General features: G+C 31.6%; 14 protein-coding genes. 8 read left to right on the top strand and 6 right to left on the bottom strand.

Features of this window, described 5'->3' with window-relative positions; all coding sequences use genetic code 11:
- The first annotated feature begins 18 nt into the window (after window positions 1–18).
- From M4I23_RS07995 to M4I23_RS08020, 6 genes are all read left to right on the top strand, one after another.
- The gene (locus tag M4I23_RS07995; RefSeq protein ID WP_158848992.1) at window positions 19–792 is read left to right on the top strand and encodes a thiazole synthase; all 774 of its coding nucleotides are present in this window, start codon (window positions 19–21) and stop codon (window positions 790–792) included.
- A gap of 6 nt (window positions 793–798) precedes the next feature.
- Window positions 799–1,911: a 2-iminoacetate synthase ThiH gene (gene thiH, locus M4I23_RS08000; protein WP_249754041.1), complete on the top strand. Its 1,113-nt coding sequence runs from the start codon at window positions 799–801 to the stop codon at window positions 1,909–1,911.
- Complete coding sequence (gene moeB / locus M4I23_RS08005) at window positions 1,911–2,975, top strand: HesA/MoeB/ThiF family protein (RefSeq protein WP_249754042.1); 1,065 nt, start codon at window positions 1,911–1,913, stop codon at window positions 2,973–2,975. The genes thiH and moeB overlap by 1 nt, the downstream gene beginning before the upstream one ends.
- A gap of 77 nt (window positions 2,976–3,052) precedes the next feature.
- Window positions 3,053–3,472: a thiol-disulfide oxidoreductase DCC family protein gene (locus M4I23_RS08010; protein ID WP_158848986.1), complete on the top strand. Its 420-nt coding sequence runs from the start codon at window positions 3,053–3,055 to the stop codon at window positions 3,470–3,472.
- A gap of 402 nt (window positions 3,473–3,874) precedes the next feature.
- Window positions 3,875–6,325: a helix-turn-helix domain-containing protein gene (locus tag M4I23_RS08015; RefSeq protein ID WP_249754043.1), complete on the top strand. Its 2,451-nt coding sequence runs from the start codon at window positions 3,875–3,877 to the stop codon at window positions 6,323–6,325.
- A 91-nt stretch (window positions 6,326–6,416) separates the two neighbouring features.
- The gene (locus M4I23_RS08020; protein ID WP_249754044.1) at window positions 6,417–6,920 is read left to right on the top strand and encodes a hypothetical protein; all 504 of its coding nucleotides are present in this window, start codon (window positions 6,417–6,419) and stop codon (window positions 6,918–6,920) included.
- A 15-nt stretch (window positions 6,921–6,935) separates the two neighbouring features.
- On the opposite strand, the gene M4I23_RS08025 is transcribed toward M4I23_RS08020, so the two are convergent.
- The 5 genes from M4I23_RS08025 to M4I23_RS08045 form a co-directional block, all read right to left on the bottom strand.
- Window positions 6,936–7,166: a DUF6095 family protein gene (locus M4I23_RS08025; protein ID WP_158848980.1), complete on the bottom strand. Its 231-nt coding sequence runs from the start codon at window positions 7,164–7,166 to the stop codon at window positions 6,936–6,938.
- Window positions 7,159–7,974, bottom strand: a complete 816-nt coding sequence (murQ, locus tag M4I23_RS08030) for an N-acetylmuramic acid 6-phosphate etherase (RefSeq protein ID WP_249754063.1) — start codon at window positions 7,972–7,974, stop codon at window positions 7,159–7,161. Before murQ ends, M4I23_RS08025 begins: the two co-directional genes overlap by 8 nt.
- Window positions 7,975–8,170: 196 nt before the next feature.
- On the bottom strand, window positions 8,171–8,998 hold the full coding sequence (locus M4I23_RS08035; protein WP_249754045.1) for a DUF4249 family protein: 828 nt from the start codon (window positions 8,996–8,998) through the stop codon (window positions 8,171–8,173).
- A gap of 4 nt (window positions 8,999–9,002) precedes the next feature.
- The gene (locus M4I23_RS08040) at window positions 9,003–11,378 is read right to left on the bottom strand and encodes a TonB-dependent receptor (RefSeq protein ID WP_249754046.1); all 2,376 of its coding nucleotides are present in this window, start codon (window positions 11,376–11,378) and stop codon (window positions 9,003–9,005) included.
- A gap of 59 nt (window positions 11,379–11,437) precedes the next feature.
- On the bottom strand, window positions 11,438–12,706 hold the full coding sequence (locus tag M4I23_RS08045; protein WP_249754047.1) for a polysaccharide biosynthesis C-terminal domain-containing protein: 1,269 nt from the start codon (window positions 12,704–12,706) through the stop codon (window positions 11,438–11,440).
- Between the two features lie 79 nt (window positions 12,707–12,785).
- Here M4I23_RS08045 and M4I23_RS08050 point away from each other — a divergent pair, with 79 nt between their 5' ends.
- Together M4I23_RS08050 and M4I23_RS08055 are read left to right on the top strand one after the other, a co-directional pair.
- Window positions 12,786–13,769 carry a YafY family protein gene (locus M4I23_RS08050; RefSeq protein WP_249754048.1) on the top strand — a complete coding sequence of 328 codons (984 nt, stop codon included), beginning with the start codon at window positions 12,786–12,788 and terminating at the stop codon, window positions 13,767–13,769.
- A 105-nt stretch (window positions 13,770–13,874) separates the two neighbouring features.
- Window positions 13,875–14,357 (top strand): hypothetical protein, encoded by a 483-nt coding sequence (locus M4I23_RS08055; protein WP_249754049.1) that lies wholly within the window; start codon window positions 13,875–13,877, stop codon window positions 14,355–14,357.
- 166 nt (window positions 14,358–14,523) lie between these two features.
- Here M4I23_RS08055 and M4I23_RS08060 read toward each other — a convergent pair whose 3' ends face one another.
- A complete protein-coding gene (locus M4I23_RS08060; protein WP_249754050.1) occupies window positions 14,524–16,734 on the bottom strand; it encodes an NADP-dependent isocitrate dehydrogenase in 2,211 nt (736 codons plus the stop codon).
- Window positions 16,735–17,420: the final 686 nt, after the last annotated feature.

Here is a 17,420-nt window from a genome sequence, read left to right on the forward strand (position 1 = left end):
ATAAAAGTTACTTTTATTATGAATAATAAATTACAAATAGCAGATAAAACATTTAGCTCAAGATTATTTACTGGAACTGGAAAATTTAGCTCGTCTAAATTAATGAAAGCGGCCTTGTTAGCTTCGGAAAGTGAGTTGGTAACTGTGGCGCTAAAACGTGTAGATGTACAAGATAGAGAAGATGATATTTTATCACATTTAAATCATCCTAGAATTAATCTATTACCCAATACATCTGGTGTGCGAAATGCAAAAGAAGCCGTTTTTGCAGCACAATTATCTCGTGAAGCATTAGAAACCAATTGGATTAAATTAGAAATTCATCCCGATCCAAAGTATTTATTACCAGACCCTATAGAAACCTTAAAAGCAGCCGAGGAACTTGTAAAATTAGGTTTTGTTGTGATGCCTTATATCCATGCCGACCCTGTTTTATGTAAGCGCTTAGAAGAAGTTGGTACACAATGTGTCATGCCTTTAGGTGCGCCTATTGGTAGTAATAAAGGTTTAAAAACTCAAGATTTTCTCGAAATTATAATCGACCAAAGTAATATTCCTGTAATTGTAGATGCTGGTATTGGTGCACCATCGCATGCCGCTTACGCTATGGAGCTAGGAGCCGATGCTGTTTTAGTAAACACCGCTATTGCAGTTTCTCAAAACCCAACCGACATGGCTATTGCTTTTAAAATGGCCGTAGAAGCTGGACGCATGGCTTATAAAGCAAAACTTGCTCCAATAGTGCATAAAAAAGCAGAAGCAAGTAGTCCCTTAACAAGTTTTTTGAATTAAGAATCTATGAGCAGTTTCAAAAACATATTTGACACTTACAATTGGGACAATACTCTACAGAGTATTTTTTCTAAAACAGAATCCGATGTTTTACGTGCTTTAGGAAACCCGAAACGCGATTTAGAAGATTTTAAAGCGTTAATTTCTCCTGCTGCAAAACCTTATTTAGAGCAAATGGCTCAGCTAAGTAAAGCGTTAACTAAAAAACGTTTTGGTAATACCATACAAATGTACTCGCCAATGTATTTAAGCAACGAGTGCCAAAATATTTGCACATATTGCGGATTTAGCATGACGAATAAAATTGCGCGTAGAACCTTAACCGATGCCGAAATTTTAAAAGAAGTTGGCTATATCAAATCAAAAGGATTCGACCACATTCTACTAGTAACAGGCGAAGCCAACAAAACAGTTGGTGTGGATTATTTTAATAATGCATTAAAATTAATTCGTTCTCACTTCTCAAATATTACTATTGAAGTACAACCTTTATATCAAAATGAATATGAGCAATTAATTGATAATGGCTTATTTGCAGTTTTAGTTTATCAAGAAACTTATCATAGAGAAGAGTATAAAAAACACCACCCTAAAGGTAAAAAATCAAATTTCGATTTTAGATTAGACACGCCTGACCGACTAGGTAAAGCCGGAATTCATAAAATTGGTATAGGCGCTTTATTTGGCTTAGAAGATTGGCGAGCCGATAGTTTTTTTACCGCGTTACATTTAAAATATTTACAGAAAACATATTGGAAAACAAAATACTCCATATCCTTCCCTAGGCTTCGTCCACATTCTGGAGGGTTAGATCCAAAGGTAGAAATGACAGATCCAGATTTGGTGCAGTTAATTTGTGCTTTTAGGTTACTAGATGAAGATGTCGAACTGTCTATGTCTACACGTGAAAGTGAAGTATTTAGGAATAACATTGTGAATCTTGGCATTACATCAATTAGTGCAGAATCTAAAACAAATCCAGGAGGTTATGCTGTAGCACCAGAATCTTTAGAACAATTTGAAATTTCGGATGAGCGTTCTACAGAAGAAGTGACTTTAATGCTAAAAGATCAAGGACTAGAAGTGGTTTGGAAAGATTGGAGTAATAATTGGGAATAATGAATTTATCTAAAGCAGAACATCAACAATATAATCGCCATTTAATTTTAGATGAAATTAATGAATCTGGGCAATTAAAATTAAAACAAGCTAAAGTTTTAATCATTGGAGCTGGAGGTTTGGGCTGCCCAATTTTGCAATATTTAGCAGCTGCAGGTATTGGTACTATTGGCATTGCAGATCATGACACGATTGACCAAAGTAATTTGCAACGACAAATTTTATACAACCATGACGACTTAGGAAAGTATAAAGCTAAAGTTGCTGCGAGTAAATTATCTAGGTTAAATCCGTTTATTACTTTCGAAGTTCATCTAAAAAAAGTAACTATAGAAAATGCTATTGAACTCTTTTCTAAATACGATATTATAGTGGATGGCAGTGATAATTTCCCAACACGATATTTAGTAAATGACGCTGCTGTACTTGCTAATAAACCCGTAATTTTTGGATCTATTTTCAAGTTTGAAGGGCAAATATCTGTATTTAATTATAAAAACGGTCCAACCTACAGATGCCTATACCCTACTCCTCCAAAACCAAATGAAGTACCTAACTGCTCAGAGATTGGAGTTCTAGGCGTTTTGCCTGGTATTATTGGTAGCTTACAAGCCAATGAAGTCCTTAAAACAATATTACAATTGGGCGATGTTCTCTCTGGTAAAATTCTAACATACAACGCGCTTAGCTCTGAACAACTTATTTTTAAATTCAAAAAAAATGAAGCTATATCCATCGAAAAACTAGAAGATAACTATGATGGTTTTTGTGGCATATCTAAAGAAATAACGGAAATCACATTTCAGGATTACGCCATAAACAAACAAAATTATAACGTACTCGACGTAAGAACACATACTGAACGAAACGATTATTATTTTGAGAGTCTCCATATTCCTTTAAACGAACTTGAAGCGCGTTTACATGAAATCCCAAAAAACAAAAACCTTTTGGTATACTGTAAATCGGGTGTAAGAAGTAAAGCCGCCATTACAATTTTACTTAACCATAAATTCAGTAAAAAGGTTGTGAATTTGAAAGACGGTTTAGACAAATACAACTAAAAAGTATACCAAAACAACCTACTATAAAACCTATTTTAATCGTTTTGAATTGATTTATAAAATGGTATTTTTACAACATGTATTTTGGAGTCCCTAAACATAAAAAACTTATACTATTCGATGGTGTTTGCAACCTTTGTAACAGCAGCGTACAATATGTAATAAAACGTGATAAAAACGAACAATTTTTATTTACAGCGCTACAAAGTGATGTTGGAAAAGAAATCCTTGAGTATTATAAAATTGACACTAAAAAAGTAGATTCTATTTTACTCTATACACCCGAGAAAGGAATTGATTATAAATCTACGGCTGCACTAAAAGTAGGTTTTTCATTAGGCTTTCCTGAGAATTTAATGGGTATATTCCTTATCATTCCCGCTTTTATCAGAAATTGGGTTTACGATTTTATTGCAAAAAATCGTTATAAATGGTATGGTAAAAAAGAATCATGTATGATACCTACAGTTGAATTAAAAAATCGGTTTTTAGAGTAATTTATTTTATTAAAACGACTTGCGATTTTATCACACCTCTATTTAAATCACAATATATTAATGGATACTGAATAGATTAAATATCCGTTCGTCGATGTTTCGTTATTTTTAAAATTGCTAATTTCGGCTTCATTTTAGCAAGCAAACTAAGTAACTTAAATTAATCAATATGCTTGGCAGATAAGTGCGAGAGCGATAGTAGCGGCATCCTTTTTGTGAAGCTTTAACAAGCCTAAACTTAGATTTTGTCCTTCATTTTATTAATTCTATATAATTTAAATTGTGTACTAATCTGCTTTGCAAAAAGATACAGCGGATAGCGTGGTTTTTATTTTTCTTAAAAACTCGCCCAAAAAAATATTGAAATTATGTATCTTCATTTCCGATTTTGAACAGGATTTAATGGCAGATAATAAAGAATTAGAATTGGCTTGGGAATTTGTGAACAACACAAACCGGTCAATTTTTTTAACGGGAAAAGCGGGAACGGGAAAAACAACGTTTCTACACCGCTTAAAAATGGATTGCTTAAAGCGCTTAGTAGTAGTAGCGCCAACGGGTGTGGCCGCAATAAACGCGAAGGGCGTGACGATACATTCCTTTTTCCAGATGCCTTTTGGTCCTATTTTACCCGATACAGGTTTAAACGCTTCGAAGAGTTTTAATCGAAAATTTAATAAAACTAAAATCGATATTATTAGGTCGATGGACCTACTGGTTATTGACGAAATTAGTATGGTTCGCGCCGATTTACTCGATGGTATTGACCGCACATTACGTCGTTTTAAAAACAGAAATAAAGTTTTTGGTGGTGTGCAAGTGCTCATGATAGGAGATTTACAACAACTTTCTCCAGTAATTAAAGAGAGTGAATGGCATTTATTGAAACCTTTTTACAAGAATGGATTCTTTTTTAGCAGCTTAGCTTATCAAGCTTGCGACGCGGTGACCATTGAGTTAAAACATATTTACCGACAGGATAATCCTGTATTTATTAATATTTTAAATGAAATTAGAAATAATGTGCTTTCTGAAGCTTCGGCAACGGAATTAAATAAACGTTATATTCCTGATTTTACGCCTAAGCCTGATGCTGGCTATATTTCACTAACCACACACAACAACAAAGCAGAGGCTACAAATATTACGGAATTAAATAAAATTGACGGTAGAAATCGATTTTACAAAGCCAAAGTTGAGGGTAAATTCCCTGAATATGCTTTCCCTAATAATGAAGCTTTAGAGCTTAAGGTTGGTGCGCAGGTTATGTTTGTTAAAAATGACAGCAACCCAGAAAAGCGTTATTTTAATGGTAAAATTGGTAAAATTATCCATTTAGATAAAGATGAAGTTGTGGTACATTGCCCCGACGATGAGTTTAATATAGTGACGACTCCGGAGGTTTGGGAAAATATAAATTATACCGTTGATAAGGAAACCAAGGCTATTTCGGAAAACAAAATTGGCTCTTACACCCAAATGCCATTACGTTTGGCTTGGTCTATCACCATACACAAAAGTCAGGGTTTAACTTTTGAAAAAGCCATTATTGACGCTCAAGGTGCTTTTGCTCATGGACAAACGTATGTAGCACTAAGCCGTTGTAAATCTCTAGAAGGATTGGTTTTAAAAAGTAAAATACATTCTAGCCAAATTATTAGTGATGCCAACGTAATTACTTTTAATAAAAATGCAGAAGCTAATGAACCTGATGAAGCTGTTTTAGAGTTATCGCAGAAAAATTTTCAGTTGGATTTAATTGTTGAAGTATTCGATTTTTATCCGTTTTTATATCCTGCAAATCGAATTTTAGATGTCTATTACAAAAATCGTGGAAGTATTGAAGGTAATGTTGAAGCGCCTTTACTTGCAATAAAAACCGCCATTACCACCTTTTTGAAAGTAAGTAATGGATTTAACGCGCAATTAAAGGAATTGTCTAAAACCGAGCGTTTACCAGATGCTAGTGCTTTAATACAAGAGCGTTTTAAAAAGGCTATTGCCTATTTTAAAGTGGAAACTGAAACGCATTTTGTAGAACAATTGAAATTACTTAATTTCACTACTGATAATCAAACAATTGACAAAGATTTAGTTAAGGCTCTTGATTTACTCGAAGAGTTATTAGCTGCCAAGATTTTATTTTTTAATGGTTTAACAGATGGGTTTTCTGCTAAAAAACTTTTAGAGTTACGAGCTAAATCAAAGTTTTTAGCTAAAGACAAACCTAAAAAAGCAAGAAAAACGGTTATTGATGGAACAGCTAATGTAGAATTATTTGAATTACTCCGTGTGCTTAGAAATGAGATTGCCGAGAAAAACGATTTAATTCATTATCAAGTTTTCAATCAAAAAACACTTTACGAAATGTGCGAAACCTTACCTTTAAGTAAAGCAGAACTGCTTGAAGTAAATGGCATGGGAAAAACACGTGTAGAAAAATATGGCACCGAAATTTTAAAAGTTATTAAAGGGTATTGTGATGAAAATGATATTGATACCAATGTCGATAAAATTAATTTTACCGAAGAAAAGGCTGTAGAAAAACCTAAAAAACCAAAAGTTGACACGAAAAAAATATCATTAGAATTACATAAAGCAGGGAAAACTATTTTTGAAATTGCTAAGGAACGTGATTTAACTACAAACACTATTTTTAGACATTTATCGAATTTTATTGATTCGGGTGAAATAAAAATTAGTGATTTAATACCTTTAGATCATTATAATGAGCTGAAAGAAATTATTCCTAAAAAAACGTTTGAAACCGTAACGGATTTAAAGCAGCAAGTGGATAAAAAATATAGTTATGATGAACTACGCTTGGTATTAAAGGTTTTAAATGAAACTTAGTTTTACTTTAATAACTTACTTTTGTAAGGAAGTTCCTGAATAAAGACTAACAGCTACTCATTTCATTCTCAAATTATTTATTTTAGTGCCCATGAATATAATTATCGAATCGAGCTTAAAAACGCTACAGAAAGCAGACCTACTTTTAAATAAATTATCGGATGATGATTTATGCAATGCTTCTGTTTCTCCATACTACTCCAGCATTGGTAGCCATGTTAGGCATATTTTAGATTTTTACGATTGTATTTTTAATAAGAATGAAGACAATATAATTGACTTAACCGCACGTTGTAGAAATCTAGATGTAGAAACGCAATGTAATTCAGCTAGTAATTATTTAAATATTACTATGGAGAAATTAAAATCTTTAGATTTTAATGCGGATACAAAAATTGTAGTCATTGACGATTTGGGCTTGGGTAAAGCCGAAATCGCCTATACTTTTGGTGCTCTATTATCTCAAGCCAATAGCCATACTATTCATCATTATGCGATAATTAGCTATATTTTAGATCGTTTAGAAATTCAGTTTGAAGATGGTGATTTTGGATACAATCCAACGACTCCAAAAACAGCTTCAAACAAATGTTAATTCAATAATTAGCCACTACTTCTTAAACATACTATCCATAATAGTTCGGATACCTTTAAATATTAAAAATACCGCAAAAGCACAAATCAATATTCCAATAATTAAAAGAGGAATATAGAGCGAGTTTTCTGGTTGACTAAGAGCCATACTCAAAATTATTGGCCCCATAAAAAGTGTTAATACTGCAAAAATCATGGTTTTAACACCTTTAAATAGTTGTACTTTATCTGTTCTATTATTATCCATTGTTATGATTTTTTATTGCTAATCGCACGTTTTTATAAGTTTTAAGTAAATCTTCGGCTTCCTCTCTAGGAATACTAAGTTCGGCCATTATCATTTTAGCCCCACGATCAAAAAGTTTATTATTACTTAGTTGCATATCCACCATCTTATTTCCTTTTATATGTCCCAACTGGATCATAGTGGATGTGGTTATCATATTAAGCACTAATTTTTGAGCTGTTCCTGCTTTCATTCTAGAGCTTCCTGTTACAAATTCTGGTCCAACAACAGGTTCTACAGGAAACTGCGCCGTTAAAGATAAAGGGCTATCTTTATTACAAGAAATACATCCTGTAATAATATTATTTTTATTGCATTGCTCTAAAGCTGAAATAACATAAGGTGTTGTACCAGAAGCCGCGATACCAACTACGACATCTTTATCAGAAATATTATATTCCTTTAAATCTTCCCAACCTTGGTTTATAGAATCTTCAGCAAATTCTACAGCGTTTCTAATAGCGTGATCGCCGCCAGCAATAATACCAATTACAATATCTGGAGATACACCAAATGTTGGTGGACATTCCGAAGCGTCTAAAATACCTAGGCGTCCACTAGTTCCTGCTCCCATATAAAATAAGCGTCCGCCTTCTTTTAACTTAGCAACAATTTGTTCAACTAACTTCTCTATTTGTGGTAGCGCTTTTTCAACCGCTAATGGTACACTTTTATCTTCATTATTAATATTACTTAATAATTCAGAAATACTCATCTTTTCCAGATGATTATATTTAGAATCTTGCTCTGTAGTTTTTGTGAAATTCACCATATTTCAAAAATATGAATTATTCAGGTTTTAATCATAAAGAATATCTTCAACTTCTATCTTTTTATCATTTATAAAGTCATAGAGCGTAAGTTGCCTTAATATGTAATAATCTTGCCAGAAATTTTCAAGAGAATTTAAATAACCAAATCTTTTTTGATTTCTAAGAGATTAACCTCAAAACCAGAAATAAGTATCAAACCCCCTTTAATTTGACTATATAATTAAAAATAGAAACTTCTGAAACTCTAAAATACCCAAATGGATAATTTTCGGGGTTCGTTATATTTACACAATTACCTCGAACCGTAGCGGGTTGTGTTTCAAAAGGATCGCCACCTTCCTCATCTGTTTGCTGCAATAAAATAACCATAAATTCGTAAAATCGCTCAGAGATTCCACTACCATAAATGGTTAGTTCATCTCCAGCTTCTAAATCTTCATCAGAGTAAAATGCAAAAATCTCATTACCATCCGTAAATTCATCATCGTAAACTTCTAAGCTCACATCGTTATCCGACAACTTTTCAACTTCAAATAAATAATAATTTTCGATACCTTCAGGATCGGTATAGTATGCTTTTATTTCTATTTCTTCTCCACTAAAACCACCGTCATTTTTTTGTTCTACACGATCAATGCTAGCAACTCCCATCAATTGCTCGGTACCTGTATAAATTTCATCTTTATAATTAATGGTCAAATTATAAACTCCATCTATCTCAGGGATAAACGTATTGTTTCTGTAGATTCCAGTATCTCCATCTTCAACAAAATTGAAAGTATTATTATTTGTATCCACAACTGTTACAATGGCATTATTAGCAGGTGGCACTTCATTATCATAAAAAGGTGCACTTAACGACAATTTTATAAACTGATTTTTTCCTTCCGTACCTTTAAACCAATTTAGCGATGCATCGATAACTAATCGCGGTTCGGCAGTATTTAATTCTAAATCGATAACATCTTCGCAAGCTGTAAAACTTAAACTTATCAATAATATATATATAAACTTTTTCATGATATTAAAATTTGAAATTATATGAAACCGAAGGAATAACACCAAAAATAGCCAATCTACTAGCTTCGTTAGCTCCTGTATCTTTATTAGAACTAAAAGAAATGGACGCTGCATTCTTACGATTATAGGCGTTATAAACCCCAAAAACCCAATAGCTTTGTAATCCTGATTTTTTTTCTGGCTTAGATGTATAAGTTGCAGATAAATCTAAACGATTGTAAACAGGTAATCTATCGGCGTTTCTATTACTATAACTAGGTATTGTAACTCCATTATATTGATATTGACCATTTGGAAAGGTTGCCGGCTGACCTGTTTGAAACAAAAAATTAGCATTTAATTTCCATTTTTCATTTAAATCGTAGCTTCCGGTTAACGAAATATCGTGAGTTTTATCATAAGGAGTATTGTACCAATCTCCATTATTAATTCCTATTTCGCTCGCCGTTCTTCCTTTAGTTTGTTGTTCGGATTTTGAAAGCGTGTAAGCCAACCATCCTTTAAAACGTCCCTCATTTTTTCTGAATAAAACTTCTAACCCATAAGCTCTACCTTTTCCGTTTAAAACCACTTGCTCAATGGCTTTATTGGCCACTAAATTGGCTCCATCAATATAATCTATTCGGTTTTTTATGGTTTTATAAAAACTTTCTATTTCTAAAGAATATTTACTTTCATTAAAATCTTTGAAATATCCTATCGCAAACTGATCTAGTAATTGCGGCTTAATATATTTCCCACTAGGTGTCCAAACATCTAAAGGTGTAGGAGAATTAGTGTTTGAAAGTAGATGAAGATACTGGCTCATTCTATTATAACTAGCCTTTACGGAAGATATGGAATTGAGCTGATAGGCTACTGAAGCTCGAGGCTCTAAATTAATAAAACTTTTAATGACATCACTTCTGTCATAATTTTCTGTGCCTATAGGTTTTGCTTTTTCGTAAATTTGAAAATCTTCGTTAAAAATAACGGCTTGATCATTTTCGTAAACGTTTAATTCATCTTGTCCTAAGCGATGGAAAGTACTTAAACGCAGTCCATAAGACAATGATAACTTATCTGACACCTTATGTTCAGCATCAAGATATATAGCATTCTCAAAGGCATATTTTTGAGTTAATGTAAATGGATTGATACCGGAGGTCTCTCCTGTTGGCTTAATATCACCAGGGTTAAAAGCGTAATAAATGCTATTTAAACCATATTGTAATTTTATTTTATTGGTTAAATAATGTTTAAAATCGTATTTTAAGTTGAAATTTTGAATGCCAGAATTCCAGTCGAATTCAACAAAATTTAATTTTAGACCATAATAATAGTCGGAATAAATTAATGACAAGTTTGAAAATATCTTATCGGAGAATAAATGATTCCATCTAAAATTTAATACTGTATTTCCATACGTATTTTCAAAAGTATCGGCTATACTAAACACGTCACGACCAAAATACCCAGAAAAATAGATATTGTTATTATCATTTAATTTATAACTCAGTTTCGTATTTAAATCGTAGAAATAGGCCTTATTATCCAAATCGAAAAGTGGTAAAAATAAATGTGCATAACTAGACCTTCCTCCTAATAAAAACGAGCCTTTATCTTTTTTTAGAGGACCTTCAAGCAACAATCTACTCGATACGATACCAATACCTCCATTGGCATGAAATTCTTTACTATTTCCCTCTTTTTGATAAATATCTAAAACAGATGATACGCGACCGCCATATCTAGCAGGAATACCACCCTTATACAATTTTAAATCTTTGATAGCATCTGGATTAAATACCGAGAAAAAACCAAATAAATGTGAGGAATTATAAATGGTAGCTTCATCTAAAAGTATCAAATTTTGATCTGCCGCACCACCACGAACGTTAAATCCAGAAGCTGCTTCTCCAGCCGTTGTAACACCTGGAAGCAAGGTAATGGCTTTAATAATATCGGCTTCACCAAGCACTACTGGTATTTCTTTTATAGTGGTGGAACTTAACTTATTTACACTCATTTGAGGAGCTTTAATATTAAGTTTTTCAATATTTTCGGTAATCACGATTTCATCTAAATTTTCTAAAGTGTCGGATAAACTATAATTTTTAGAGAGATCATTGCTGAGTGTAATTGTTTCAACAACGGTATTAAACCCCAAATAGCTTACCACCATTTTATAAGTACCTTCGGGTAATGTTATGGAATAAAAACCATACTCATTAGTTGTGGTTCCCGATTGAACTTCTGGAAAAATAATATTAACACCAATTAAGGTTTCATTACTACTTTCTTCTGAAATAGTACCGCTTATAGTAAATTTATTTTGTGCATTTAAGGAAACGCTAAAAAAAGAAAAAGCTATTATTAGCCACAAGAAAAGAATTTTCATTAGGGGAATTTTTTATAAAAATAAAGAAAAAGCACCTAATTAATAATCATTTACAAACATTATTTCGTTTTACTAAATAAAAGAGCCCATATATTGTTTCTATAAGATTTGTATAAAAAAACAAATACGATGTTGGTTATAAAATGACTTAATAAAACAGCAAAAGCTGCACCAACGAGTTTATATTTAGGGATAAGTAAAAAACAAAATAGAGCATTTACGCAACACCCTAAAATAAAACGATATACATTACGATCTAATTGATTTTGATTTACCAAATGCTTTTCAAATAGCATACCCATAAAAATAAATAGAGGTGCCCATCCAAAAATTTGCAAAGGAAGTTTGGCTGTACTAAAGCTTTTATCATATTGTGTAGATATAATATAGTCGCCAAAAAAAGTATAAAATAAACCAATGGAAATTCCAAAAATCATTACCACTATAATCATAAATTTTAATCGACTAGCATATAACTTCTTATCTATCAAATAGCATTCCGCCAAAGCAGGATACAAACCATAAATAAAAGCTGCGCCAATATTCCAGGTAATGAAAATCACTAAAAAGCCTACTACAGAAAACACACCATTAGCTGCATTACCGAGATAATTATTGATAAAAAAATCGTCAATTGCTAAATAAAAAACAATAATAAAATTAGTAAGTAATAATGGAAAAGCAGATTTTAATAAATCCTTTGCTATTGCAAAAGACCATTTTAATTTCGACAGATCTAATTGTTTTGAATACCTTATAATAACCAAATATATAATAGTTTGTATGGCGAATTCAAAAAACAAAATACTCGCAAAATAAAAAGCACCAAGGTTATTCTCTACTCCGTAATATTGAACAATTAAGACTATTACTAATGTTATAATTTTACAGAAAAAAACGTATTTATATTCTTTAGTAGCTACAAAAAAACACTCTATAACATCACTAATTCTAAACAAATAACTAAAAGCAAGAATTAAAACAATAAAAGTAATTTCGGTAGTATTTGTAAAATAGGTATAGATTAATAAGCAAAGCGACAATATTAAAAAACTCGCCAAACGAAGCACTAACGTTGTACCCAGGATATAATTTTTTAATTTTGGTTTAAAGACTAATTCCCTAATACAAATAGCCGATAATCCTAAAAAGAAAAATGGTGCTAGCACACCAACAATAGCTTTAGATATTTCTAATTCTCCAGAATTAAAAGCACCTAGACTATTAAAAATTTTAGGCGTAATATAAATGCCTATCATTAATTGACATACTTTTTCTAAAATATACCACTTAGCATTCGTGAAATCTTTTTTACTGAATAAACTCAATTACCACTTTTGTGCTAAAGTAGAACTATATCGTAAATTTTCAACAAATTTTATTACATTAGAACTTCAAACCCTACTGATGACACCTGATTTTATAAGAAAATTTCATATTTATGAAATATTAACCAAAACCTCTATTAACAATTGTAAGTCTAGACAAGAGATAATCAATACATTAGAAACATTATATTTAGATTATCACGACGGTGATAAACTATATCAAGGCTTATTGGTTAGCAATGAGAAAACAATTAGCCGAGATGTAAAAGATATTGAATCCTTTTTTGGTGTAGAAATTGAACATATAAGGCACAAAGGCCATTATATGGTAAACCAATCTGTTATTACAAAAACACACCGCACCGTTTTTGATAAAATGGAATTGTTTTTAGCCAGCCATAAAGAGCGCCAATGGTCTCCTTATATCACAACCGAAGAATCATCATTAAATACGGAAATCAACATTTTAGGATTGGTTAAAGCTATAGCAAGAAAAGTTTATATTAAAATAAACTATGAAGGCTGGTATGACGACGACCATTTTTCTGAAATAAAACAGGCCACAGTTCAGCCTTTGCATATAAAAGAAGCAAACAAAGCGTGGTATTTATTAGTTTATAATGAAGATATTGGCGTAAAAGTATTGTGCTTAGACAAACGCATTTCTAACATTTTAATTACAGATCATTTAGTAGAAGATCCTTATTATTTTGATAAGTTAATTTATTTTAAAGATGCTTTTGGTATTTTAAAAAATGATATTAAAACAGAAACAATACGTATCAAAGTTGCCAATCATCACTTCAAATATTTAGAATCAAAACCTTTGCATCATTCTCAAACTATTATTAGTCGTCCTGTTAAAATGAATACAGATATTTTAGATTATACAGACAAGAATATATTCGGTGAAATTTCGGTTACCTTAAAACCAAATTATGAGTTTCTCATCGAGCTGTTCAAATTTAATTTATGGGTAAAAGTTATAGAACCGCAATGGTTAATTGAAACCATAGTCGAACAGCATAAATTTATTTTACAACGCTACTACCCTGATATTTAAATATAAATATTCTTTTTATATTGTACTAAATTTATTTTTTAATTGGACACGCATTGTCTAGTTGCTTTTTTTATTTGTACTTCAACCAAATAAAAAGAGATAGCTATGGAGTTATATAAAAAAATCAACCTTTATGTTGTGCTTTTTTTATTATTTAATTGTGGTTCAAATTTTACCCAACAAGAACAGATTAGGGTTTACAATTACTATATAAAAAAGGCAAATTCATTTAATGATATACAAAACTACAAAGCATCTATAGCTCATTGTAATTTAGCCATTCAGGTCACAGATACACTGTCTATAGCTTTTAAAACAAAAGGTATAGCCTTATATAATTTAAACTTTTTAGATGATGCTTTAGAAAACTTTAATAAGGCGATTAGTTTAGAAGGTGAAACATCTGAAATTCTAAAGAATAGAGCTTTAGTTCATTTAAAAAACAAAGATTCTTACTTTTTAAAAGATATTGAAACTTATCTAAACCATCATCCAAATGATGAGGAAGCCATAATGCTTAGAAGAGATTATTATGAAAATATTTCAAATTATGTTAGTGAAATAGGCTTCCGCAGTATAAATTATTAATTAGAAGATATAATGATACCTTTAGAAAACGCAATGAACTCTATAAACATTAATCTATTTATAATGGAGTAGTAAATATTTTATACAAGAATAAAAACTTTAAATCATAAAAAAAAGCACCCAAACGGATGCTTTTTTTATAATATAAAAACGTTTTAGTGTATTCTTAATTCAAAATACTATTAAATGTTTTACTAGGTCTCATTGCATTATTTATTAAATCTTCGTTTGGCTCATAGTAACCACCTAGATCTACTGGAGAACCTTGTATATCGATAAGTTCTTTAACAATAACACTTTCATTATCCGCTAATTGCTTAGCCATTGGAGTAAACTCAGCTTTTAAAGCTTGATCTTCTGTTTGGTTTGCCAATTCTTGTGCCCAATACATCGCTAAGTAAAAATGACTTCCTCTATTATCCAACTCTCCAACTTTTCTAGAAGGTCCTTTTCTGTTTTCTAATAATTTATCGGTAGCGTTATCTAGCGTTTCACCCAATATTTTCGCTTTAGGATTATTATTTGCTAAACTAAAATGATCTAATGATACAGCAAGTGCCAAAAATTCACCTAAAGAATCCCAGCGTAAGTGATTTTCTTCTAATAATTGTTGCACGTGTTTTGGAGCAGAACCACCCGCTCCCGTTTCAAATAAACCACCACCATTCATCAAAGGAACAATAGATAACATTTTAGCACTAGTTCCCACTTCTAAAATTGGGAATAAATCTGTTAAATAATCACGTAATACATTTCCTGAGACAGAAATTGTGTCTTTACCTTCTTTTAAACGTTCGCAAGTAAAAAGCGTAGCATCAATTGGAGATAAAATTCTTAAATCTAAACCTGTAGTATCGTAATCTTTTAAATATGTATTTACTTTTTTAATAAGCTCAGCATCGTGTGCTCTATTTTTATCTAACCAAAAAACAGCTGGTGTTTCCGAAGCTCTAGCACGAGTTACAGCAAGTTTAACCCAGTCTTGGATTGGTGCATCTTTAGCTTGACACATTCTCCAAATATCACCGGCTTCTACATTATGCTCCAATAAAGTAGCTCCAGATGCATCAACAACTTTTACTACACCATTTGATGGTATTTCAAAAGTTTTATCGTGAGAACCGTATTCTTCAGCTTTTTGAGCCATTAAACCAACATTTGGTACCGTACCCATTGTAGTTGGATTGAAAGCTCCATGTTTTTTACAAAAATCGATAGTTGCTGTATAAATACCTGCATAACTACTATCTGGAATTACGGCTTTAGTATCCTGAAGTTTTCCTGCAGCATTATACATTTGTCCCGAAGTACGAATCATCGCAGGCATAGATGCATCGATAATAACATCACTTGGCACATGCAAATTTGTAATTCCTTTATCACTATTTACCATCGCTAAATTTGCTCCATTTGTGAAAGCAGCATCGATAGCAGCTTTAATTTCGGTTTGTTTTGCTTCTGGCAATACTTTTAAATTTTCAACTAAATTACCATATCCGTTATTTACATCAACACCAATTTCATCAAAAACCTCTCCATATTTTTCAAATACATCTTTTAAATATACACGTACTGCATGACCGAAGATGATAGGATCACTCACTTTCATCATCGTAGCTTTCATATGCAACGATAATAATACACCTTTTGCTTTAGCATCTGCAAATTCAATTTCAAAAAACTTAATTAATGCCTTTTTACTCAAAACAGTAGCATCAATAATTTCACCTTTTAATATTTTAAAACTATCTTTTAAAACAGTAACATTACCGTTAGTGTCAGTATGTTCTATTTTTATACTCGTTTCTTCTGGAAGTGTTATCGATTTTTCGTTATTAGCAAAATCTCCAGAACTCATAGTTGCCACGTGAGTTTTAGAATCACTAGACCACGCTCCCATTGAATGTGGATTGTTTCTCGCGTAATTTTTCACTGCTTTTGGAGCACGACGATCACTATTTCCTTCACGTAAAACAGGGTTTACCGCACTACCTTTAATTTTATCATAACGCGATTTAATTTCTTTTTCCGCGTCAGTTTTAGGCTCATTTGTATAACTCGGAATAGCAAAACCTTTACTTTGCAGTTCTGAAATAGCAGATTTTAATTGAGTTAGAGATGCACTAATATTTGGTAATTTAATAATGTTTGCTTCAGGTTGTTTTACCAATTCTCCCAAAAAAGCTAAATCGTCCGAAACCTTTTGGTTTTCATTCAAAAAATCATGAAAAACAGCTAAAATCCTTGCAGCTAACGAAATATCTTTCGTTTCCATTTTAATTCCCGCCGATTTTACAAAAGTTTGAACAATAGGTAAAAAAGAACGTGTTGCTAAAGCCGGAGCTTCGTCCGTTTTCGTGTAAATAATTTTAGACATTCGTGTGATTTTTTGTGAGTTATTATATCTAAAAAATGGTGTATAAAAATAAGGATACCATTTTTGCGTTGCGAATATACAAAAATTGACTTTGAAAATGGCCCCTTTTCCATATGAAAGGAGTTAAAGTATAGCAGATTTGTAACAATTTCTGCCAAATCACAAATTATTAACAAAACAAAAATATATCAAAAACTTTTTACGAATTTGATAATATCTTAATTGCAATAATGCGAATTTTTAATAAAAGTTTAAAACAGCGCTATCCTCTATATGAATTTACTTCTTATTAAACTTTCAGCCTATATTTAACCTATAGCACTTAATTACAACTAATAACACTCTAAATATTTCATGGAACACTAAAAAAAGAGATAGCTATTATTACTCCCGAAAACATGTTTACAAATCTATTGCTAAACTTAAATTGTCGATTAGTTTATTAGCAACAATTACTTGTATTTCTTAATAATCAATTTTTCGTTTTCTTCCATAAATATATCAGAAAAATAATACATTTAACCAAAACGAGCTTATAAAACCGCAATCTCCATTTCTAAAAAAACAAAGCCTAATAAATTAGTGTTATCACAAGAAAATTCTTTATACTGAACAAGGCGTGCCTAGCACTGCAATTATAAGAGTTCAAATTTAGTATAACACATCTAAGGACATACATTTAAATC

Origin of the sequence: Algibacter sp. L4_22, assembly GCF_023473045.1 — a bacterium.
Classification (GTDB): Bacteria; Bacteroidota; Bacteroidia; order Flavobacteriales; family Flavobacteriaceae; genus Algibacter.

Excerpts from the sequence above, each read along its gene's own strand:
- M4I23_RS08055 (WP_249754049.1), top strand. The coding sequence starts at position 13,875 with ATGGAGTTATATAAAAAAATCAACCTTTATGTTGTGCTTTTTTTATTA.
- M4I23_RS08025 (WP_158848980.1), bottom strand. The coding sequence starts at position 7,166 with ATGGATAATAATAGAACAGATAAAGTACAACTATTTAAAGGTGTTAAA.
- M4I23_RS07995 (WP_158848992.1), top strand. The coding sequence starts at position 19 with ATGAATAATAAATTACAAATAGCAGATAAAACATTTAGCTCAAGATTA.
- M4I23_RS08035 (WP_249754045.1), bottom strand. The coding sequence starts at position 8,998 with ATGAAAAAGTTTATATATATATTATTGATAAGTTTAAGTTTTACAGCT.
- moeB (WP_249754042.1), top strand. The coding sequence starts at position 1,911 with ATGAATTTATCTAAAGCAGAACATCAACAATATAATCGCCATTTAATT.
- M4I23_RS08050 (WP_249754048.1), top strand. The coding sequence starts at position 12,786 with ATGACACCTGATTTTATAAGAAAATTTCATATTTATGAAATATTAACC.
- thiH (WP_249754041.1), top strand. The coding sequence starts at position 799 with ATGAGCAGTTTCAAAAACATATTTGACACTTACAATTGGGACAATACT.
- M4I23_RS08010 (WP_158848986.1), top strand. The coding sequence starts at position 3,053 with ATGTATTTTGGAGTCCCTAAACATAAAAAACTTATACTATTCGATGGT.
- M4I23_RS08020 (WP_249754044.1), top strand. The coding sequence starts at position 6,417 with ATGAATATAATTATCGAATCGAGCTTAAAAACGCTACAGAAAGCAGAC.
- M4I23_RS08015 (WP_249754043.1), top strand. The coding sequence starts at position 3,875 with ATGGCAGATAATAAAGAATTAGAATTGGCTTGGGAATTTGTGAACAAC.
- M4I23_RS08060 (WP_249754050.1), bottom strand. The coding sequence starts at position 16,734 with ATGTCTAAAATTATTTACACGAAAACGGACGAAGCTCCGGCTTTAGCA.
- M4I23_RS08040 (WP_249754046.1), bottom strand. The coding sequence starts at position 11,378 with ATGAAAATTCTTTTCTTGTGGCTAATAATAGCTTTTTCTTTTTTTAGC.